The 17,967-nt window shown below is 55.3% G+C and carries 18 protein-coding genes and 1 tRNA gene; 8 read left to right on the top strand and 11 right to left on the bottom strand.

From position 1 onward, the window contains the following. The first annotated feature begins 31 nt into the window (after positions 1-31). Positions 32-583, top strand: coding sequence for a TetR family transcriptional regulator (locus WBC85_RS10755; RefSeq protein ID WP_424436568.1), 552 nt, complete (start codon positions 32-34; stop codon positions 581-583). On the opposite strand, the gene WBC85_RS10750 is transcribed toward WBC85_RS10755, so the two are convergent. The 9 genes from WBC85_RS10750 to murA all read right to left on the bottom strand — a co-directional run bounded on the left by WBC85_RS10750 (position 580) and on the right by murA (position 7,495). Next, positions 580-1,938 (bottom strand): FAD-dependent oxidoreductase, encoded by a 1,359-nt coding sequence (locus WBC85_RS10750; protein WP_424436565.1) that lies wholly within the window; start codon positions 1,936-1,938, stop codon positions 580-582. The two genes, WBC85_RS10755 and WBC85_RS10750, sit on opposite strands and share 4 nt — an antisense overlap. Beyond that, positions 1,935-2,516 carry a GNAT family N-acetyltransferase gene (locus tag WBC85_RS10745; RefSeq protein ID WP_424436562.1) on the bottom strand — a complete coding sequence of 194 codons (582 nt, stop codon included), beginning with the start codon at positions 2,514-2,516 and terminating at the stop codon, positions 1,935-1,937. The genes WBC85_RS10750 and WBC85_RS10745 overlap by 4 nt, the downstream gene beginning before the upstream one ends. Beyond that, the gene (locus WBC85_RS10740) at positions 2,516-2,902 is read right to left on the bottom strand and encodes a ketosteroid isomerase-related protein (RefSeq protein WP_424436559.1); all 387 of its coding nucleotides are present in this window, start codon (positions 2,900-2,902) and stop codon (positions 2,516-2,518) included. Before WBC85_RS10740 ends, WBC85_RS10745 begins: the two co-directional genes overlap by 1 nt. Then, on the bottom strand, positions 2,886-3,350 hold the full coding sequence (locus WBC85_RS10735; RefSeq protein ID WP_424436556.1) for a low molecular weight phosphatase family protein: 465 nt from the start codon (positions 3,348-3,350) through the stop codon (positions 2,886-2,888). Before WBC85_RS10735 ends, WBC85_RS10740 begins: the two co-directional genes overlap by 17 nt. Before the next feature lie 3 nt (positions 3,351-3,353). Further along, the gene (locus WBC85_RS10730) at positions 3,354-3,833 is read right to left on the bottom strand and encodes a UPF0262 family protein (protein ID WP_424436553.1); all 480 of its coding nucleotides are present in this window, start codon (positions 3,831-3,833) and stop codon (positions 3,354-3,356) included. 4 nt (positions 3,834-3,837) lie between these two features. Then, positions 3,838-5,139, bottom strand: coding sequence for a histidinol dehydrogenase (hisD, locus tag WBC85_RS10725; protein ID WP_424436550.1), 1,302 nt, complete (start codon positions 5,137-5,139; stop codon positions 3,838-3,840). A gap of 59 nt (positions 5,140-5,198) precedes the next feature. Continuing rightward, positions 5,199-5,699, bottom strand: a complete 501-nt coding sequence (locus WBC85_RS10720) for a DUF1772 domain-containing protein (protein ID WP_424436547.1) — start codon at positions 5,697-5,699, stop codon at positions 5,199-5,201. Between the two features lie 69 nt (positions 5,700-5,768). Then, positions 5,769-6,230: a DUF2948 family protein gene (locus WBC85_RS10715; RefSeq protein ID WP_424436544.1), complete on the bottom strand. Its 462-nt coding sequence runs from the start codon at positions 6,228-6,230 to the stop codon at positions 5,769-5,771. Continuing rightward, positions 6,227-7,495 carry a UDP-N-acetylglucosamine 1-carboxyvinyltransferase gene (gene murA, locus WBC85_RS10710; RefSeq protein ID WP_424436541.1) on the bottom strand — a complete coding sequence of 423 codons (1,269 nt, stop codon included), beginning with the start codon at positions 7,493-7,495 and terminating at the stop codon, positions 6,227-6,229. Before murA ends, WBC85_RS10715 begins: the two co-directional genes overlap by 4 nt. 276 nt (positions 7,496-7,771) lie before the next feature. Between murA and WBC85_RS10705 the strand changes: the two genes are divergently transcribed. Beyond that, positions 7,772-7,846: transfer RNA gene (locus WBC85_RS10705), tRNA-Thr, on the top strand. Between the two features lie 726 nt (positions 7,847-8,572). Next, a complete protein-coding gene (locus WBC85_RS10700) occupies positions 8,573-9,262 on the top strand; it encodes a sugar transferase (RefSeq protein ID WP_424436538.1) in 690 nt (229 codons plus the stop codon). Between the two features lie 3 nt (positions 9,263-9,265). On the opposite strand, the gene WBC85_RS10695 is transcribed toward WBC85_RS10700, so the two are convergent. Further along, complete coding sequence (locus WBC85_RS10695) at positions 9,266-10,420, bottom strand: glycosyltransferase family 4 protein (protein WP_424436535.1); 1,155 nt, start codon at positions 10,418-10,420, stop codon at positions 9,266-9,268. Between the two features lie 176 nt (positions 10,421-10,596). Between WBC85_RS10695 and WBC85_RS10690 the strand changes: the two genes are divergently transcribed. Continuing rightward, the gene (locus WBC85_RS10690) at positions 10,597-11,994 is read left to right on the top strand and encodes a hypothetical protein (protein ID WP_424436532.1); all 1,398 of its coding nucleotides are present in this window, start codon (positions 10,597-10,599) and stop codon (positions 11,992-11,994) included. Next, positions 11,995-13,266, top strand: a complete 1,272-nt coding sequence (locus tag WBC85_RS10685) for a glycosyltransferase family 4 protein (RefSeq protein ID WP_424436529.1) — start codon at positions 11,995-11,997, stop codon at positions 13,264-13,266. It begins immediately after the preceding gene. Here the strand turns inward: WBC85_RS10685 and WBC85_RS10680 are convergent. Further along, complete coding sequence (locus WBC85_RS10680) at positions 13,263-13,754, bottom strand: serine O-acetyltransferase (protein ID WP_424436526.1); 492 nt, start codon at positions 13,752-13,754, stop codon at positions 13,263-13,265. The genes WBC85_RS10685 and WBC85_RS10680 overlap by 4 nt on opposite strands. Positions 13,755-13,883: 129 nt before the next feature. Here WBC85_RS10680 and WBC85_RS10675 point away from each other — a divergent pair, with 129 nt between their 5' ends. From WBC85_RS10675 to WBC85_RS10665, 3 genes are all read left to right on the top strand, one after another. Next, positions 13,884-15,878: an acyltransferase family protein gene (locus tag WBC85_RS10675; RefSeq protein WP_424436523.1), complete on the top strand. Its 1,995-nt coding sequence runs from the start codon at positions 13,884-13,886 to the stop codon at positions 15,876-15,878. After that, positions 15,875-17,419, top strand: a complete 1,545-nt coding sequence (locus WBC85_RS10670) for a GMC oxidoreductase (protein ID WP_424436520.1) — start codon at positions 15,875-15,877, stop codon at positions 17,417-17,419. The genes WBC85_RS10675 and WBC85_RS10670 overlap by 4 nt, the downstream gene beginning before the upstream one ends. Continuing rightward, a partial coding sequence (locus tag WBC85_RS10665; RefSeq protein ID WP_424436517.1) for an SDR family oxidoreductase occupies positions 17,416-17,967 on the top strand: 552 nt, incomplete at its 3' end. The genes WBC85_RS10670 and WBC85_RS10665, both read left to right, overlap by 4 nt.

Raw genomic sequence — 17,967 nt, 5'->3', positions numbered from 1 at the left:
CAGCAGTCAATACGCTGACGTATGTTGCGCTATGAGCAGATTGTCACAAACCGATTGGATTGCCGCAGGCTTTCGCGCTTTGACCTCGCAAGGGCCGCAAGCGTTGAAGGCAGAACCGCTGGCGCGCGAACTTAAAACGACCAAGGGGTCGTTCTATTGGCACTTCAAAGACGTGCCTACCTTTCAGGATCAAATGCTTGAATTCTGGGAAGAACGGGCAACGCGAGAAATCATTACGCTGCTGGATTCTCTCCCATCACCTGAAGTCAAGCTGCGCACCCTGTCTGAGGTTGCTACAGCCCCGCAAGATGACTTTGGCGGCGTTGGTGCGGAACCCGCAATACGGGCCTGGGCCAAAGCAGATAAGCGCGTCGCAGACGCTGTGCACCGCGTCGACAGCGCGCGGTTGGACCATTTATCCAGCATTTTTAATGAGATGAAGATGGGCAATCCCGACCTGCCCCGCTTGTTTTATGCAGGGCTGATCGGTCTGCAAGAGATCGCACACGGCGATGACACGGCAAGTGCAGCGCCATTGGCCACACTTGCAGATCTCATGATTGCTTTGGCAGAAACCGACTAGAAAACACGCACGCCTTGGGATGCAAGGCGCGTCTGAACAATGTGGATATCTACTTCTGACAGAGGCACTTTGCCCTTGACGCACAGCGCCGCAGCCACGCCAGCGCCCTGACCCGCCACTGCGCAACACGCCATGTTGCGGGTGGCTGCATGAGCCACCTGATCGCCGCCAATCGCACGGCCCGCAACCAGCAGCCCTTCGACCCCTTTGGGTAGCATGGAACGATAGGGAATGTGCATATAGCGTCCGGTCGTGGGCAAAATGAGAATGCCATAGCCATCGATGAATTCAGGATAGATCCCGATGCTGTCTTCAAACCGCGCCTCGCCGCGCACATCCGCGCCCGTCATATTGTAGCGCGCATCAATCTTGCGGGTATCACGGATGCCAATGGACATGCCGAAGTTGCGCAGGCGCACAGCCTCGCATCCGGGCGCGAAGCGGCGCAGCGCTTCGATGGCGAACATGGCCTGTTTGCGCCCTTCGATTTCGAACTGCGTGAGACTGTCTGGATCGGTGCCATCGCAGCCAGCCAGATGCACGAGGTTCATATAGGTCATCTCGCCGCTATCATGCACAGCGCCCCACGTGCCCGCGATGGTGTTAAGATGTGCAGGGATCACGCCAGCTTCGATGGCCTTTTCGAACGGTCGTTTGAGGAAAGGCGAGAACATATCATCCTCTTTGCCATCGGTTTCGACCGTCCATTCACCAGTGGACCAATCCTTGTAAGTCTGCGGATCGGCACGCACTTCGTCCATGAATCGCTGCTTGTCGACGCCCGCCAGATGGAACATGACGGAAGCCGCCTGCATCTTTTCCAGCGGGGTCTTTTGGGTCGCGGCACCTGCGCGATGGGCAACGTCAGCGTCGCCTGTGCAATCGATCACAACCTTGGCGAGGATCGCTTCGCGGCCCGCTTTGCTTTCCACGATGACGCCCTTGATCGCGTTGCCGTCCATGATCGGCGCGGCAAACTGGCGGTGCAGCATGGGGTGGATGCCTGCCTCCTCAACCAGTTTGTCAGCGACCAGTTTAAAGCCTTCGCTATCAAGCTCGTAACTGAGTGATTGGCTTTCAGGCACCGCTGCGCCCATTGCTTTGGCCCGTTCTTCGAACTCCCACCCGATGCCGCCTGCCTCGACAGTTTTCTCGTGGCGATACCAAGCAAAGCCTTCGACGCCGACGACTGTGATATTGCCGCCAAAACAACCGAAACGTTCCAGCAGTGTCACTGCTACCCCTTCGCGCGCAGCGGCCAGAGCGGCGGCAAGACCGCCGGGGCCAGAACCAACAACGAGCACATCCGTTTTATGGATCACAGGGGTTTGGCGTGCGGGCTCTGTAATAATCACAGGGGTTTGCTCCAGAATTGTAAATGGTGGGATGTCTCAACGGGCTGGTCGATATCTTGCCAGTCAAAGCGGGCAATCGCCCCATCAAGCGGCGCGTACCCACGGTTGCGCCAGAAAGGATCAAGCGGGCGGTAGCCTGCTGGCTTCAACGGGTGATCGGCGCGGCGCACAACAGCGCAGAACACGGAATGTGAACAGCCCAACGCCTTGGCCTGCGTTTCGCGACGATCAAAGAAAACATGCCCGAACCCTTGGCCACGATACTCTGGCAAGAGCACGGATTCGGCACAATAGAAGGTCTTATCAAGCGGCAGCGCAGCGCTGGCCAAGGCCGCGCTGAAATCGTCCGAATGTGCCAGAAGCGGGCATCCCGTTGCAGCACCGACAAGGGTTTCACCATCGTAAACCGCAACGATCACAGCACCTTGCGCTTCAGTGTAGACCTGTAAATACCGCTCTTCATATTCGGCGGAACCATCGTAGAGATAGGGCCAGTCGCGAAAGACCGCGATCCGCAAACGGGCCAGATCAGGGAGCGCATCCGCGATTGCAGCCCCTGTCAGCACTCGGATCTCCATCAGGTGACCTGCGCGATCCAGTCAGCGAGATTGTAGTAGGTTGTGACGCGGCTGATTTTGCCGCCGTCGAGATCAAAAAACGATCCTGCGGGCAGCTTGTAGCTTTGCCCGCGCGCTTCGGGCAAGCCAGCATCGGTTGCCAGATAGGTGCCGTTTACCACATATTCAGCCGCACCGCGCGCGCCTGTCTGAAAGATCACCATATCGGTTAACTCTTCGCGATAGCAGCGGTTCATATGTTCGCAAAAGGCGCGGAACTTGTCTTTGCTGGTTCTGATCTGGCCTTCGTTGACATGGTGGGCCACATCATCGCTCAGACAGGCAAGCATTCCTTCGATATCACCCGCGTTAAACGCTGCGAAATAGTTTTCAATCACTTGTGCCATGTGGAGGCCCCCATTTTTCAGTGAGCTGCGCGATGATCTGGTCGCGCGACTGTCTGTAGGCATCTAATTTCGCCTCGCGCGTCTCGCCTAGTCCGGTAGGGTCCATTACTGGCCAATATTCGACATCAAGATGAAAAACCCGCGTCAGTTCCAACGCGCGGCGTTGGCTGGCTGGTGAAAGCGAAATGACTAAGTCGAATGAACTAAGATCATCGCCGAACTCTTCCATTTCGTCGAAAGAGCGAGAGCGATGGCGCTGAAGCTCGACACCCATTTCAGCGCAGACCGTGATGCTGAAACCGTCGATTTCCAGATCATTAAAGACGCCCACAGATTGGACATAGGTTTGCGTGCCATAGAACTGCTTCATGATCCCTTCGGCCATAGGCGAGCGCACAGCATTATGATCGCAACAAAACAGGACCGACTGGGGTAGGTCCGCAACCATCACTTACCCCCCAAAATGCAAAACGCAAATAAGCGTAAAGAGGCGGCGGGCAGTATCAATATCTATCTCGGCTTTACCTTCAAGACGTTCTTGCAGAATACGGCTACCTTCCATGTGAATGCCGCGCCGTGCCATGTCGATGGTTTCGATCTGGCTGGGCGGCAACGTCTTCACTGCATCAAAATAGCTCTCGCAAATCTGGAAATAGTCTTTGACGACCTGGCGGAACGGGCCAAGCGAAAGGTGAAACTCAGCAGCGGTTTCCCTGGCAGCGGTTTTAATGTCAAATACGAGCCGTTTTTCGCGGATCGCAAGCGTCAGATCATAGGGGCCCTCAGGCGTCGGGCGATCATCGCGCGCGGGCAGCGTAAAGGAATTGTCCTCAAGAAGATCAAAGACCGCGACTTTGCGTTCCTGCTCGATCTCGGGCGTAGGGGCCGGGAGATTTGCGTCGTCGATCTCGATATTGGCAATGCGGGACATATTACTACTCATTCAATTTTTGTAAGCGGGCGGTCACGGACAGGCCATGTGCCTCAAGACTTTCAGATGTTGCAAGCACTTCAGCAGAAGGGCCGATGGCGCGCAAGGCCTCGGGCGTCATGCGTGACAGTGTCGTCCGTTTGATGAAGTCCATTACCGAAAGGCCGGACGAGAAGCGCGCAGAACGGGCTGTCGGCAAGACGTGGTTGGGACCGCCGATGTAATCGCCGATGGCTTCGGGCGTCCACTGGCCGAGGAAAATCGCACCTGCATGGATGCATTTAGCGCTAAGCGCATCGGGGTCCGCAACGCAAAGCTCCAGGTGTTCTGGCGCAATGCGGTTTGACAGGGCAGCAGCTTCATCGAGGTTCTGAACAGTAATTACCGCGCCATAGTCACGCCAGCTGGCCCCAGCGATTGCGCGCCGTTCCAGCGTTTCAAGGCGCTTTTCGACCGCCTCTGCGACGGCTTGGCCAAAGGCGGCGTCATCGGTGATAAGAAGCGATTGCGCGCTTTCATCGTGTTCGGCCTGACTCATCAGATCAAGGGCAAGCCAATCAGGGTCGTTGTCCTTATCCGCGATCACCAGAATCTCGGAGGGGCCAGCAATCATATCAATCCCGACTTTTCCGAACACGCGCCGTTTGGCAGCCGCGACAAAGGCGTTGCCGGGACCAGTGATTTTATCCACGGGTTTGATCGTGTTGGTGCCATAAGCCAGCGCGGCAATCGCTTGCGCGCCGCCGATGCGGTAAATTTCATCAACGCCCGCGATGCGCGCAGCCAGTAGCACCGCTGGATTGGCGATACCGTCAGGGGTCGGCACAACGATAGCGAGGCGTTCGACACCTGCTACCTTTGCAGGGATTGCATTCATCAGAACCGACGATGGATAGGACGCCAAACCGCCCGGCACATAGAGGCCAGCCGCAGAAACGGGCGTCCAACGCCAGCCAAGCGTTGCGCCAGCCTCATCGGTCCAGCTGGCATCCTGCAGCATCTGCTTTTCGTGATAGGCCCGAATGCGCGCAGCAGCGAGTTCAAGCGCAGCGCGCTCCGCCTCGGGAACCTTTGCGCAGGCCGCTTCGATTTCCTCGGGCGAGAAAGCAAGCGTTTCGGGTGTCAGCGTCAAACGATCGAACTTGCTGGTCAGATCAATCACGGCTGCGTCACCGCGTGCGCGTACATCGGCAATGATATCCGCAACAACGGCGTCAACATCGGGGCTGTCTTCACGTTTAGCATTCAAAAGCGCAGTAAAGCGGGTTTCGAAATCTGCATCAGCGGTGCTTAGAAATTGCGGCATGGGAGTCCCTCGTGGCTGGCGCAAGACTTAACGCCAGACAGGAGTAGCCTCAAGGGCGCTTAGGCGCGACGCGGCAGCACATAAAGAGCAACGCCAACCAGCATAAGCGTGATGCTGGCGGCAATCGTGCGCAATGTGTTCCAGAACTGCCAACGCGGGGAATAAGCATTCCAGATCTCTTGCGCTTGTGCTGTTGGTAGCATTTCCGAATAAGCCTCAAGAGCAATATTCATCGGCACGTTGACGCTGGCGGTCGGAATGAATGCGCCAATGATATAGACAAGACCAGCGCCCAGGATCAAAATCGCCACCTTGCGTTGGCTGGCCAGGAAGGCAACAGCACCCGTTATAAGCAGCACAACAGGGGTTCCGAAGAACGCTGGCATGAACACACCGTTGCGCACAGAAATATTCATCGCATTCATCGCGGCGATGGCCGTGTTCGGCTCGAGCGTATCCAGCCCCCACATGGTCGAGCAGATCCATGCGTAGAAGAACCCGAAAATTGCCCCTGCTAAAAGGAGCGAAAGGAATATCATAGGTGTTAAAAGGCGTTGCATCGTATCAGGTCCCTGTTTGAATTTTTGTGTAGGGTAATACGAAAGCAAAAGTCGTTTCCGTCGCGTAAGTCAGTCGTGGCTGGGGGTTTTCTTTGAAGGAGCCACATAGGGGCGCGTTACATCCTTCAAAGTCACTTCCAAAGCTTCGACCGAAAGGCGAATTGCACCATCCCCCGCAAGTGTCAGGATGACGTGACCGGACGGTGCCTCTCCCGGTTCGAACTCAGCCGAGAGAATGGACAGGATCATGTCCTTGTCCGAGCGATCAATGCCTTGACTGGATACAGCAGATACGTCCGAAAAGTGCAGCATGGATTGCACACGCTCGGGCGCGCGTTTGCCGCCGTCTTCCCAGCGGAAGCGGTTCACCAGCATGGCAAAACGCTGCTCGCCTGCGAAAAAGCGCATTTCATTCGCGGGGAAAACAGCGTCTTGAACCAGCGCAGAGATGATCTTGAGATCATCTTCATCCTGCGCACCGATGTTCAGCGGTGCTTCGATACCGTCTTCAAAGCGTGCGTCGTCGCTCATGAGCCTTTGACCCGTTCAATATTTGCACCAACCGCGCTAAGTTTTTCTTCGATCCGTTCATAGCCGCGATCAAGGTGATAAACGCGGTTTACTTGCGTTTCGCCTTCTGCGCGCAGGCCCGCGAGGATCAAGGAAACAGAAGCGCGCAAATCGGTTGCCATCACTTGCGCACCGTTCATCTTGTCAACGCCCGTGACAGTTGCAGTGCCGCCGTGGACTTCGACATGTGCACCCATGCGTAGCAATTCCGGCGCGTGCATAAAGCGGTTCTCGAAAATCGTTTCTTCCAGAACGCTGACACCATCAGCAAAGCACATCATAGCCATGAATTGCGCTTGCAAATCAGTCGGGAACCCGGGGAATGGTTCGGTCGTAACATTCACAGGTTTGATCGGGCCATCAGGCTTGGTGACGCGCAAGCCAAGTTTGGTTTCTTCGATGATTGCGCCAGCCTCTTGCATCTTTTCGGCAAAAGACGGGATCAGATCAAGCCGGCCGCCAAGCAGTTCAACAGAACCTCCAGCAATCATGGGCGCAATCATGAATGTGCCCATTTCGATACGATCAGGGATCACGGCCTGTGTAGCGCCATGCAACGAGTCAACGCCCTGAATGGTAATAGTCTCTGTGCCCGCGCCCTCAATCTGCGCGCCCATGGCGATCAAACAATCAGCCAGCGCCTTTGTATCGGGTTCGCGCGCAGCGTTTTTGATAACGGTTGTGCCCTTCGCCAGCGTTGCCGCCGTCATAGCGTTTTCAGTCGCCCCCACAGACGCAAAGCGTAGCGGGATTTCAGCACCTTTCAGACCTTTCGGCGCTGAGGCATGCACATAGCCGTCTTTCAGCTCAATAGTCGCGCCCAGCCGCTCCAGCGCATCAAGATGCATATCAACCGCACGCGCACCGATGGCACAGCCTCCGGGCATGGAGACAATCGCTTCGCCTGCACGGGCCAGCATTGGACCAAGCACATTGAAAGACGCGCGCAGTTTGCGCACCAGATCATAATCCGCTTTATGCGAGGTCAGTTGCGTTGCATTCAATGCCAGCACGCGGCCATTGGCCAGCTGAGCAATCTCGCAACCGAGCGATTCAAGCACGTCGCTCAAGGTTCTGATATCCGCCAGACGCGGTACATTTGTCAGCGTCAAAGGCTCGTCCGTCAGCAAAGCCGCGCACATAAGTTTAAGAACTGTGTTTTTCGCACCTGCAATCGGGATCTGCCCGTTCAGCGCGCCGTTACCTCTGACGAGAATTGAATCCATGTGCCTGACCTACTCTTTATGTATCGCCCTTGGGCGTTTTTTCCATTGGCGATTGTTCTTGCCCAGCGCGTGTCCGCACTTTCGCTTGCGCCTTACGCCGCCCTAAGTTTGCTTTCAACGCCGCTTTGAGCCGATCTTCGCGAGAAGCCTGCTCTGAACGCTGTTTTTTAGGGTCGTTTCGCTCTGCCATGGACCTTCTGTAACCTAGCTCACTCAGAGCGTCCAGATTGCGCTTGCGCGAGTGTCAATTTGGGTCTACTCAGCCGCCCACAGCGGGCTGCTGTAGCTCAGAGGTAGAGCACTCCCTTGGTAAGGGAGAGGTCGAGAGTTCGATTCTCTCCAGCAGCACCACGAATGCGCTTATCTCTAAATAGTGATTCGACTAAAATCAGTGCCATTTGCCCTATCTGACGACCATTATGAGCCGATTGACGCTACGGCGCAAAAATTTTTATATTTGGTTAATAATTCTGTAAGCGAAACAAGAATTGAACGAACAATACGCGACGCAGGTTGATTTAACTTTTCAATGACGTGAATTCCTTGCCCCGACCCAAACAGTTCAATTGTGGCAAAGCTAATCTGTCTTCTATTCAAATTGTGCGTATCCGACGAATTAATTGAAACAATCTCGCTCGGCTCGCTCTCTGTTTCCAAAAGCGAACCAATCGCGCGCCACGGGCCCCCGACACTACGCAGCGACACATGCACCCCCAAGCTGCAACGCAGCCCGCGATCGCGCTTGGACGAGCCCTTGGAATAACGTTAGAAATCCAATTTCTACGTCACTTTGCCACGCGTTTTCCCCGTAAACAAATGGGGCAAATCATTGACCAAAGTGGCGATTTTGTGGCATGCATGACTTGTCGTGAATTGTTTAGACAAGTTTTCGACACATTGTTCATAGTCGCCCGCTGTCAAAATTAGGGCGACCTGGTCGGTGTTTGGTGTCTGCTGTGTTGGAATTCCAACGACTGTTTGATTGCGCCCCTGCTAGGGCGGGTTTTGAAGTCATGCGTACATCATGGTTTGTGTTGTGGCTCTTGGGCTGCGTTGTGGTTATTGGGGATCGCTCAAATGGCATCACATGATAGACGGCTTACGACCTATGCCGACATCATTGGCGGACTGCCGCGCGCAACGTCAGAATTGCAGGTGCGATCGCTTTATGGATCTATCATCAAGCCTACGCTTGATGTCATCCTGACATTGCTGGTTGCGGTCCCTGCTGTGCTGATCGTTGGCCTGTTTGCGCTCATCATTATGAAAGACGGTCACAACCCGTTCTATCGCCAGACCCGTCTTGGCAAGAATGGTCGTGCGTTTGGCATGTGGAAGCTGCGCAGCATGGTTCCCAATGCAGAAAGCGTATTGGACGATTATCTGGCCCAGAATCCTGAAGCACGCCGTGAATGGGACCTGACGCAAAAGCTGAAAAGTGATCCGCGCATCACGCCGATTGGACGCTTGATCCGCAAGACATCTATCGACGAACTGCCCCAGCTCCTAAACGTGTTCAGCGGTGATATGGCCCTTGTTGGTCCGCGTCCGATGATGCTGGACCAGCGTGTCATGTATCCGGGTGTTGCTTATTATGCGATGCGCCCTGGCATCACGGGTTTCTGGCAGACCTCTTCGCGCAACGAGAGCAGCTTTGCAGAACGCGCGACATTCGATGCGTCCTATTTTAGCGAAATGTCGCTCGCGACTGATCTGCGTGTCCTGTTGAAGACTGTAGGCGTCGTATTTGCCGGAACTGGCTACTAGGCTTTAGCGCTGCGCATCAACGGCGCGGCGCAATTGAATGGCGACGGCCTTTCCCCAAGTATCCCAATTCAATCGCTCGTCATATTCCTTGCGCGAGCTTTCGCGCAACTTTTCATGTGCTTGCGGGTTAGCAAGATACTCCGAAATCACGGCGGCGAAGTCTTCGCCGGTTGAGCCAACTGGCAACGCATGTCCATTCACCCCGTCACGGATGGGAATACCACCGGCGCGAAGCGCCAGCGATGGCAGGCCATATGCCGAAGCTTCACAAAACGCGAAGCCGTAGCTTTCCATTGATGGGTTGATTAGAAAGTGCGCTTTTCTAAAAAGGTCCTCAAACGCGGCCAGGTCCGCATCATTGGACTTATCGAGTTGTGGAATCACTTTGACAGTATCGCTGTTCTTTATGCCACGCGGAGTACAGCCCAGAATGGTGAGCCGTGCCGCATGACCACGCGCTTCCAGTGCGCGCAATGCGTCTAAAGCCAATTGACCGCCTTTGGCGAACCAGTTGCGTCCGACAAACAAAAGTTCGACAGGGGCATCAGCACGCAAAGGGTTTGGAAATTCTGGTGGCTCTACCCCGAATACATTCGCGCCCCACGGAATCACGCAGATCGTTTCACGATCTATTTCGAACGTGCTTTTTATCCCGCTGCGCAACCACTCCGAAGGTATAAACAACAAATCTGTATCGGCTAACACCTGCTGTTCTTTTTTCGTGATCCAAGGATCAAAATAACGCGAAAGCGACCAGCCCGAACCATAGATTTTACCAATCACCGAGTTCTTGAATATCGTTGGCGTTGCGTCTGTCGTAAAGGCGCTCACAACGCCCGGAACGGACCCGAGCCCTGCAAGCGATTGAAACGAATAGGCGCAAAACAGAACGTCGTAATCGCCTTTGATCAATTCGCGGCGCAATCGCAACGAAATGATCCGCCCGAGGACCAGATGTAACCGCCAACGAAGGCGCAGGTTGATACGTTCTGGCAACATATGCATCAAACGGCGCACAGGTTCTGCAAGCCCCCATGAATTGCCGATAATCGTCACTTCGCCCGCCTGACGTTGCAGCGCACGGTATATGCGTGCGTTACCGCCGGAATAGAGGTTCGTGTTGAGCGGACTAATGTCGCACAGATATGCAATTTTCAAAGGACGATCTATCATACCCGTAGGGTATGCACGAAACGTGGCAATTACATGGCAGATTGCGCAAAATCATCACGTTTCATCACGACACAGCTGCACGACATAGTGTCGCCGCTTTTTGCGGCGTATAAGGTGGCAATTCCCGGCTCACGCTGGATCTGAACGAGCGCGAAACCACTATGCCAAATATCATCGCATTTGGGATGCTGGCCATTTGGCCCTTCGTCACTTTGGTGATGTTTCGACGCTTGCCTGTGGAAAAGGCGTTCATCTGGGCGATTGTCGCAGGCTATCTGATACTGCCGCCGCCCCCTGCGGGATTTGATTTCCCGTTATTGCCGGCCTTTGACAAAGACACAATTCCCAGCCTTTCTGTCTTCATCATCTGCTTTTTCATGTACGGGCATCGTGGCTCGCTCATGCCTGACACGCTGCTGCCGCGACTTGTACTTGCCGTGTTTATCCTTAGCCCGATGTTCACAGTTCTGACCAACGGCGAGCCTGTTTTCTACGGGCAAGTCGGCATTCGCGGGCTGGGGACAACGGACATGCTAGCCCTATGCATGTTGCAATTCATCACGGTCATCCCTTTCCTGATTGCCCGCAAGTTTCTGGTAGATGCGGCCAGTCAAAAGGAAATTCTGAAGGTTTTCGTATTCAGCGGTTTGGCTTATTCGCTATTAATGCTGATCGAGGTTCGCCTGAGCCCACAGCTTAACACCTGGGTCTACGGTTATTTTCAGCACGTCTTCGGCCAATCCATCCGATTTGGCGGGTATCGCCCACTAGTTTTTCTCTATCACGGTATCTGGGTTGCGCTGTTTGCAATGATGGTTGTGATCTCCGCCCTCGCAATCGCTAAGGCGGAAGCAGGCAAGGAAAAACTGATGGCCTATGTCGCTTGCGCTTACATGCTGGTGGTTCTGGTGCTTTGCAAATCCATGGGCGCGCTCTTGTTTGCGATCTTTCTTTTGCCGGTTGTTTTCCTGTTCAAGCGCAATGCACAGATAAAGATCGCGGCCCTGATCGGTGCACTGGCTGTCGGTTATCCCCTTTTGAAAGGTCTTGATCTGGTGCCAGTGCAATGGATGCTGGATCAAGCCGCGGCCGTCAGCGAAGAGCGCTCTGCATCGCTCAAGTTCCGCTTTGATAACGAGATCATCCTGATGGAACGCGCGATGCTCAAACCGCTATTCGGTTGGGGCAGCTGGGGGCGCAATCACATCCTTGATCCTGTAAGCGGCATTATCCTAACCGTGACGGACGGGCGTTGGATCATCGCCATCGGCGTCTATGGCTGGGTCGGTTTTCTTGCCGAGTTTGGGCTGCTCACCTTGCCAATCTTTATGATCTGGCGCGAAGCTAAACCAAGCTATGGCGCGTCGATCACCCCTTATGCAGGAGCGATCTCATTGCTGCTCGCGATCAACGTGCTTGATATGATCCCGAATGCCACGCTTACCCCCCTTACGTGGCTTTTTTCAGGTGCGCTGCTTGGCTATGCCGAAACCCTACGCGCCGAACGCATAGCACGAACCCCCAGTATGGAACCGTTTCACTGGCGGACAATTCTTTAGATGAGCAACCCACCACGCGTTTTAATCATCGCCGAAGCGGCGAACCCCGAATGGGTGAGCGTTCCACTCGTAGGTTGGTCGCTGGCGCGTGCGATCAAGGATAAATGTAACGCCCACATCGTAACGCAGATCCGCAATCGCGACGCGTTCTTGCGGGCTGGCATGGTCGAAGGCACAGATTTTACCGCTATCGATTCAGAGGCATTCGCGCGCCCCCTTTGGGCAATTGGTGAAAAGCTCCGTATGGGCGAGGGCAAGGGTTGGACAACGCTGCAACTTATCAACGCGATCAGCTATCCCTATTTTGAGCGTCTCATCTGGAAGCAATTCGGCGGTGCAATCCGTGCAGGTGAATATGATATCGTGCATCGCGTCACGCCACTTAGTCCGACAATTATCAGCCCGATAGCGCGCAAATGTGCGAAAGCGGGCGTGCCCTTTGTGCTTGGTCCCTTAAATGGCGGCGTACCTTGGCCCAAGGGCTTTGATTCAGAACGCCGCCGCGAACGCGAATGGCTTTCTTATCTACGCTCTGGCTACAAAGCCTTGCCCGGACGCACATCAACGCTGAAGCACGCGGCTGCAATCCTCACAGGCTCGCGCCATACGGCGAGTGAAATGCCTGCGCGTTTCGCTGAGAAATGCATCTACATGCCCGAAAACGGCATCGATCCAGCGCGGTTCTCAGGTGTAGCAAATCCCGCAGAAACCGGTCCCTTGCGCGCATGTTTTGTCGGTCGAATGGTCCCCTATAAAGGCCCGGACATGTTGCTCGAGGCGGCCGCTCCCCTTCTGGACAGCGGCGCTTTAGAAATTGAGATGATCGGCGACGGACCGATGCTGGAACCCTTGAAAGCGGAACATAGCAAAGGCGTTCACTGGCACGGCTGGATGGCGCATGAAGAGGTGCAGAGCGTGCTAAAAACCTGTCATCTGCTATCGTTCCCATCCATACGGGAGTTCGGCGGCGGGGTTGTTTTGGAAGCCATGGCGCTCGGCGTTCCGCCCCTGATCGTGGACTATGCGGGTCCAGGCGAGCTGGTGGAAAAGGATTGGGGCATCAAGGTGCCAATCGGTACACGTGACGAAATAATCACCCGCTTTCGCGATGAATTGACTGCGCTTTGCGCTGACCCCGGCCCTCTCGCCCCAATGCGTGCTGCCGCGGCGGCGCGGATCGAAAGCCACTTCACGTGGGAGCGCAAAGCAGAGCAGATGCTTCAGGTTTACGAATGGATCGCCAACGGCGGGCCGGCACCGCGCTTTTTCTAAATTGGACGTGCGGGAATCCCGACAACCGTTTGACCCGCCTCAACATCGCCGGTGACAACAGCATTGGCCCCAATTCTCGCATGATCGCCGACTTTGAGTGGCCCCAGCAATTTGGCACCCGCGCCAATATCCACATGCCCGCCTAGCTCCACCGCGCCAGCAAGGGTGACCTGATGAAAGATCATGCAGTTGGGACCAATGATGGCGTCGGGATGAATGATGATACCTGTAGGATGGGTCAGGCGAAGGCCGCCAGCGATTTTTGTATTCAGATGGATTTCGCTTTGGGTGATCGTGGACCAGAACAGATGTGAAAGCGCCCAACGTTTGCAAGCCAGCTTGCCAAGCAAACCACCCCGCGCCTGCGCGGCCTGATACCGCCGAACAGAACGCAAGAGTTTTTGGCCAGGTTGCCAGAAACGCGTGACCGTTTCACGGCTCCAATCAGGATCTGTGGCAGAAACATTCAGGTCATCGGAGTCTTGCATTAAGTGCCTCATTCGTTCACCTGCAAACTAGGCTTTTGATCCGATTTCCGAAACCCCCTCCATCAAATCGCCACAAAGCACTGGCATTTGAACCAAGACGCCCTTGTTTACCCTTGTTAGACTGCACGTATGAGTAGCCACACGCCCCCCCTTTACCGCCCGGAAATCGACGGGCTGCGTTCTATCGCGGTCTTGGCCGTCGTATTGTACCACTTTGGTGTTTCAGGCTTGCAGGGCGGCTTTGTCGGGGTCGACGTATTTTTCGTCATTTCGGGCTTTCTTATTGGTGGATTGCTCTGGCGCGAAGGCCAGGGCACGGGTGCTATCAGCCTCAAACGGTTCTACATGCGTCGTATCAAGCGGCTTGCCCCGGCCTATGTGTCCATGGCTGTTACCGCGTTGTTTGTTGGCTATGTCGTATTGTTGCCCTTCGAGTTTCGCGAATTCGGCAAATCCCTGATCGCCGCGACGGTCTACCTGTCGAATGTGAATTTCTTCCGCGAAGCTGGCTATTTCGACAGCGCCTCAGAAGACAAAGTACTGCTACACACCTGGTCGCTTTCAGTTGAAGAACAGTTCTACATCGTCCTGCCAATCCTGATGGTAGTGCTGCTGCGCCGCCCCCTTGGATTGCGCGTGGTGCTTTGGCTTTCCTTCTGGGCATCGTTGATCGCTTGCATCTGGATCACCCAGCGCTCACAGCCCGCGGCATTCTACCTTTTTCCGTTTCGCGCATGGGAGCTTTTGGCAGGTGTCTTGCTTGCCATTGAAAGCCAGCGCCGCACCCTTCAGGAACACAGCGCCCTCAGTTTTGCAGGTCTTGCGCTTGTTCTGGGCGGTATCCTCTTTATCCCTGCTGGCGCGCAGTTTCCGGGTTGGCATGCGATTTTTCCGGTTCTAGGCACGGTGCTGCTTATTGCGAATGGCCAACATGAGAACATAGTGAACCGCAGCTTGCGCAGCCCGTTGCCAGTTGGAATCGGGCTAATCTCCTATTCGCTTTATCTATGGCATTGGCCTGTTCTGACACTGTCGAGCTACTACCGTGACGGCTATGCAGGTGGCCTCGAAGTGGTGTTCTGGCTTTCGCTGAGTTTCCTGCTCGCCTATCTATCATGGCGATTTGTCGAGCGACCTTTCCGCCGCTCGACGCTACCACCCTGGCCCACGTTTGGTGTGGCCGCTTTCGTCAGCGGTGCGCTTGTCGCCGCAGGTGGACTGCTGTTCATCAAGGACGGTATGATCGAACGATTTGCCCCGCCCCTGCGCACGCACATCGATGCATCGGCTGATTTTTTGCAAGACTGGTCGCGCTGCACTGTACCTGCCACAGGGCCATTCGCCGGGCTGGAAACCTGCCCCATTGGGCCAGAGGAAACGCCCGACATCCTGATCTGGGGCGATAGCCACGTGCGTGCACTGAAAGAGGGATTGGAACTTGCGGCCTATGAAGCGAATGCCCCTGCGCTTCTGATTTGGCGCGCTGGTTGCGCACCTGTCTTCGGGCTAACCAAGGACGAAACATCCGCAACACCCGCGCAGGACAACGCCTGCACAGATGCCAATGTAAAAATTGAAGCTGCGCTTCGCGAGGACGTTTTTGCAAGGGTGCTTTTGGTGGGTAGATGGGGATATTATTCCAACGGTGGCGGCGTCGGATTGGACGCGGGTAACCTGATTGCCGCAGAGATTGCGGGCATGTCTGGCGCTCAAAGCGAGCAGATTTCTTCAGGTCTAGGGCTAACGACAGGTGCACTGCAAGATCTGGGTTCAAAGGTATTTGTTCTATCTGCCATTCCTGAAATTCCCGATTATGACTCGCGCAAGATCGCGCGTGCGCTGGCAGGACATCGTTTGAGCAGCACCCAGCTGGACGACGCAGTCCAGACACCTCGCAGCAATGTCGAGGCCCGCGCGATGCCACTCGAAAAAGCATTCCAGAAGATGGCGGCTCAAGGGATAACGATCCTTGATCCTGCGCCCTATTTTTGCACTGACACGCATTGTTCTGCCTTGCACGAAGGCAAAGCCCAGTATTTTGACAACAACCATATCATCAACGCGGCGGCATTGCGTATTCGAAGCCTGTTTGCAGATGTGTTCACCAACGGTGCCGCGCAATGAGCCTTGCCGTGTTGGATCAGGACTGGGACGCCGTTATCATCGGGACGGGGATGGGCGGTGGCACCATCGGACGTGTTCTGGCCGAAGGTGGGATGCGGGTTCTGTTCATCGAAAAAGGCCCAAGCGGACATCGCAGCGAACGTCAGGCGTTACATGGTGATGTGTTCACCCCCGAAGCGCGCAGTTTGCGTGGCTTTTGGCCCAAGCCTATGCGCGCAAAAGTTGATGGTCATTCCAGTACGTTTTTCGCGCCCATCGGGGCGGGCGTCGGCGGTAGCTCTGCCTTTTATGCTGCCACGCTGGAACGCCCCGAACGCCACGACATCGACGATCATCCCCATGCAAATTGGCCCGTGCGTTTCGATGCGTTCACACCTTGGTACGATCAGGCCGAAGCGATGTTTCATGTGTGCGGCGCGCCTGACCCGTTATCGCCCGAACCGCAGAACGCGTTAAAGCCCGCCCCCGAGCTGGACCCAAGTGATCGTGCGATCATGGACGATATGCGCGCGCGCGGCTTGCATCCTTATCGTCTGCATTCAGCCATTCGCTATGTCGACGGATGTCTTGGGTGCCTTGGATCGAAATGCCCCAGACCATGTAAAATGGATGGTCGTTCTGCGGGTGTAGAACCCGCGCTTGCGTCGGGCAATGCCGCGCTTTTAGATCGTGCGGAAGTTACCGCGATCGAAAGCAGCGGCACAAAAATTACATCCCTGCGCATGCTCCGCGATGGCATTGAACATACCCTTGCAACCAAACGCGTCATTCTTGCAGGCGGTGCCTTGGGATCGGCGCGCTTGTTGCTTGCCTCCGGGGATGGCGGCCTTGCCAATTCAAGCGGGCTGGTCGGGCGAAATCTGATGTTTCACTTGAACGAAATGTTCGCACTTTGGCCGCGCAAAAAAATCGCTGGTGCGGGTGCCAGTAAGGCGATTTCTTTGCGTGATCTGTACCACCAAAGCGGCGATCGTTTTGGCACTATTCAAAGCATGGGCATTGGCGCGGGCTATGGTGAAATTCTGCACTACTTAAGGCTAATGCTGGCGCGATCCGCTTTTTCGCGCGTTCCTTTGGCAAATGATCTAGCGCGCATTCCTGCCGCTATCGCTGTTAAAATGCTTGGCAATGCCAAGGTCTTCGTCGGCTTGCTTGAAGACTACGGATACCCCAAGAACCGTGTCATCCATGACCCCGAGCATCCGGGTACCTTGAGCATTGAATATACGATTTCGCCAGAGCTAAAGGCGCGGCGCAAAGCCTTTCGCAAGGCCATTCGGCGCGCTTTTCGCGGTCAGCGAAAACTGTTCCTATCGCTGCAACCTGAATTGAACTTTGGTCACCCCTGCGGCACGCTGCGTTTCGGGAATGACCCGAAAACCTCGGTTCTGGACGTCAATTGCAAGGCCCATGATCTGAACAACCTCTGGGTTGTTGACAGCAGCTTCATGCCGACCTCCTTTGGGGTAAACCCATCGCTCACCATTGCTGCCAATGCGATCCGCGTTGGACATCATTTGCTAGAAGAGATGCGCCCATGACCCCAACAGAAATCATCCGGAACGGACCCGCAATTGTAACTGGTGCTGGCTCTGGCCTTGGACGGGCTTTGGCCCACAAGCTCGCGGCTGAGGGAGTTTGCGTTGCACTGCTTGGGCGGCGCATGGACGCTTTGCAGGAAACCGCAGATGCCTATCCCGACCTGCTATTTCCATTTCCTTGCGACGTTGCGGATGCGCCGCAAGTTCACAGTGTTGTCGAGCAGATCAGGACCAAGCTGGGCACGCCACGTATCTTGATTAACAACGCGGCAATCTATCCGCGCCGCGATATTCTGGACGTGCCACAAGGTGCGTTCATCGAAACCATGGGCATCAATCTGGGCGGCGTTGTTCATGCCACCCAAGCCGTGCTTCCGCATATGGTTGAGGACGGCGTCGGGCGCATTTTAAATGTCGCGACTTTCGCGGACATGTCCCCCCTGCCGATGAGCGCAGAATACAGCACGTCTAAAGGTGCCGCACGTATTTTTACCCGCGCGCTTATCGCCGATATGGGGGACAGGTTTCCCGATATTGTTGTCGGGGAC

Source organism: Planktotalea sp. (assembly GCF_049680325.1).
GTDB lineage: Bacteria > Pseudomonadota > Alphaproteobacteria > Rhodobacterales > Rhodobacteraceae > Planktotalea.
Note: the sequence above shows the minus strand (reverse complement) of the source record. Positions and strands in the feature narration are given on the sequence as shown.

Coding starts and splice junctions, on each gene's coding strand:
- WBC85_RS10755 (WP_424436568.1), top strand. CDS start 32: ATGAGCAGATTGTCACAAACCGATTGGATTGCCGCAGGCTTTCGCGCT.
- WBC85_RS10745 (WP_424436562.1), bottom strand. CDS start 2,516: ATGGAGATCCGAGTGCTGACAGGGGCTGCAATCGCGGATGCGCTCCCT.
- WBC85_RS10740 (WP_424436559.1), bottom strand. CDS start 2,902: ATGGCACAAGTGATTGAAAACTATTTCGCAGCGTTTAACGCGGGTGAT.
- WBC85_RS10735 (WP_424436556.1), bottom strand. CDS start 3,350: ATGGTTGCGGACCTACCCCAGTCGGTCCTGTTTTGTTGCGATCATAAT.
- WBC85_RS10730 (WP_424436553.1), bottom strand. CDS start 3,833: ATGTCCCGCATTGCCAATATCGAGATCGACGACGCAAATCTCCCGGCC.
- hisD (WP_424436550.1), bottom strand. CDS start 5,139: ATGCCGCAATTTCTAAGCACCGCTGATGCAGATTTCGAAACCCGCTTT.
- WBC85_RS10720 (WP_424436547.1), bottom strand. CDS start 5,699: ATGCAACGCCTTTTAACACCTATGATATTCCTTTCGCTCCTTTTAGCA.
- WBC85_RS10715 (WP_424436544.1), bottom strand. CDS start 6,230: ATGAGCGACGACGCACGCTTTGAAGACGGTATCGAAGCACCGCTGAAC.
- murA (WP_424436541.1), bottom strand. CDS start 7,495: ATGGATTCAATTCTCGTCAGAGGTAACGGCGCGCTGAACGGGCAGATC.
- WBC85_RS10700 (WP_424436538.1), top strand. CDS start 8,573: ATGGCATCACATGATAGACGGCTTACGACCTATGCCGACATCATTGGC.
- WBC85_RS10690 (WP_424436532.1), top strand. CDS start 10,597: ATGCCAAATATCATCGCATTTGGGATGCTGGCCATTTGGCCCTTCGTC.
- WBC85_RS10685 (WP_424436529.1), top strand. CDS start 11,995: ATGAGCAACCCACCACGCGTTTTAATCATCGCCGAAGCGGCGAACCCC.
- WBC85_RS10680 (WP_424436526.1), bottom strand. CDS start 13,754: ATGCAAGACTCCGATGACCTGAATGTTTCTGCCACAGATCCTGATTGG.
- WBC85_RS10675 (WP_424436523.1), top strand. CDS start 13,884: ATGAGTAGCCACACGCCCCCCCTTTACCGCCCGGAAATCGACGGGCTG.
- WBC85_RS10670 (WP_424436520.1), top strand. CDS start 15,875: ATGAGCCTTGCCGTGTTGGATCAGGACTGGGACGCCGTTATCATCGGG.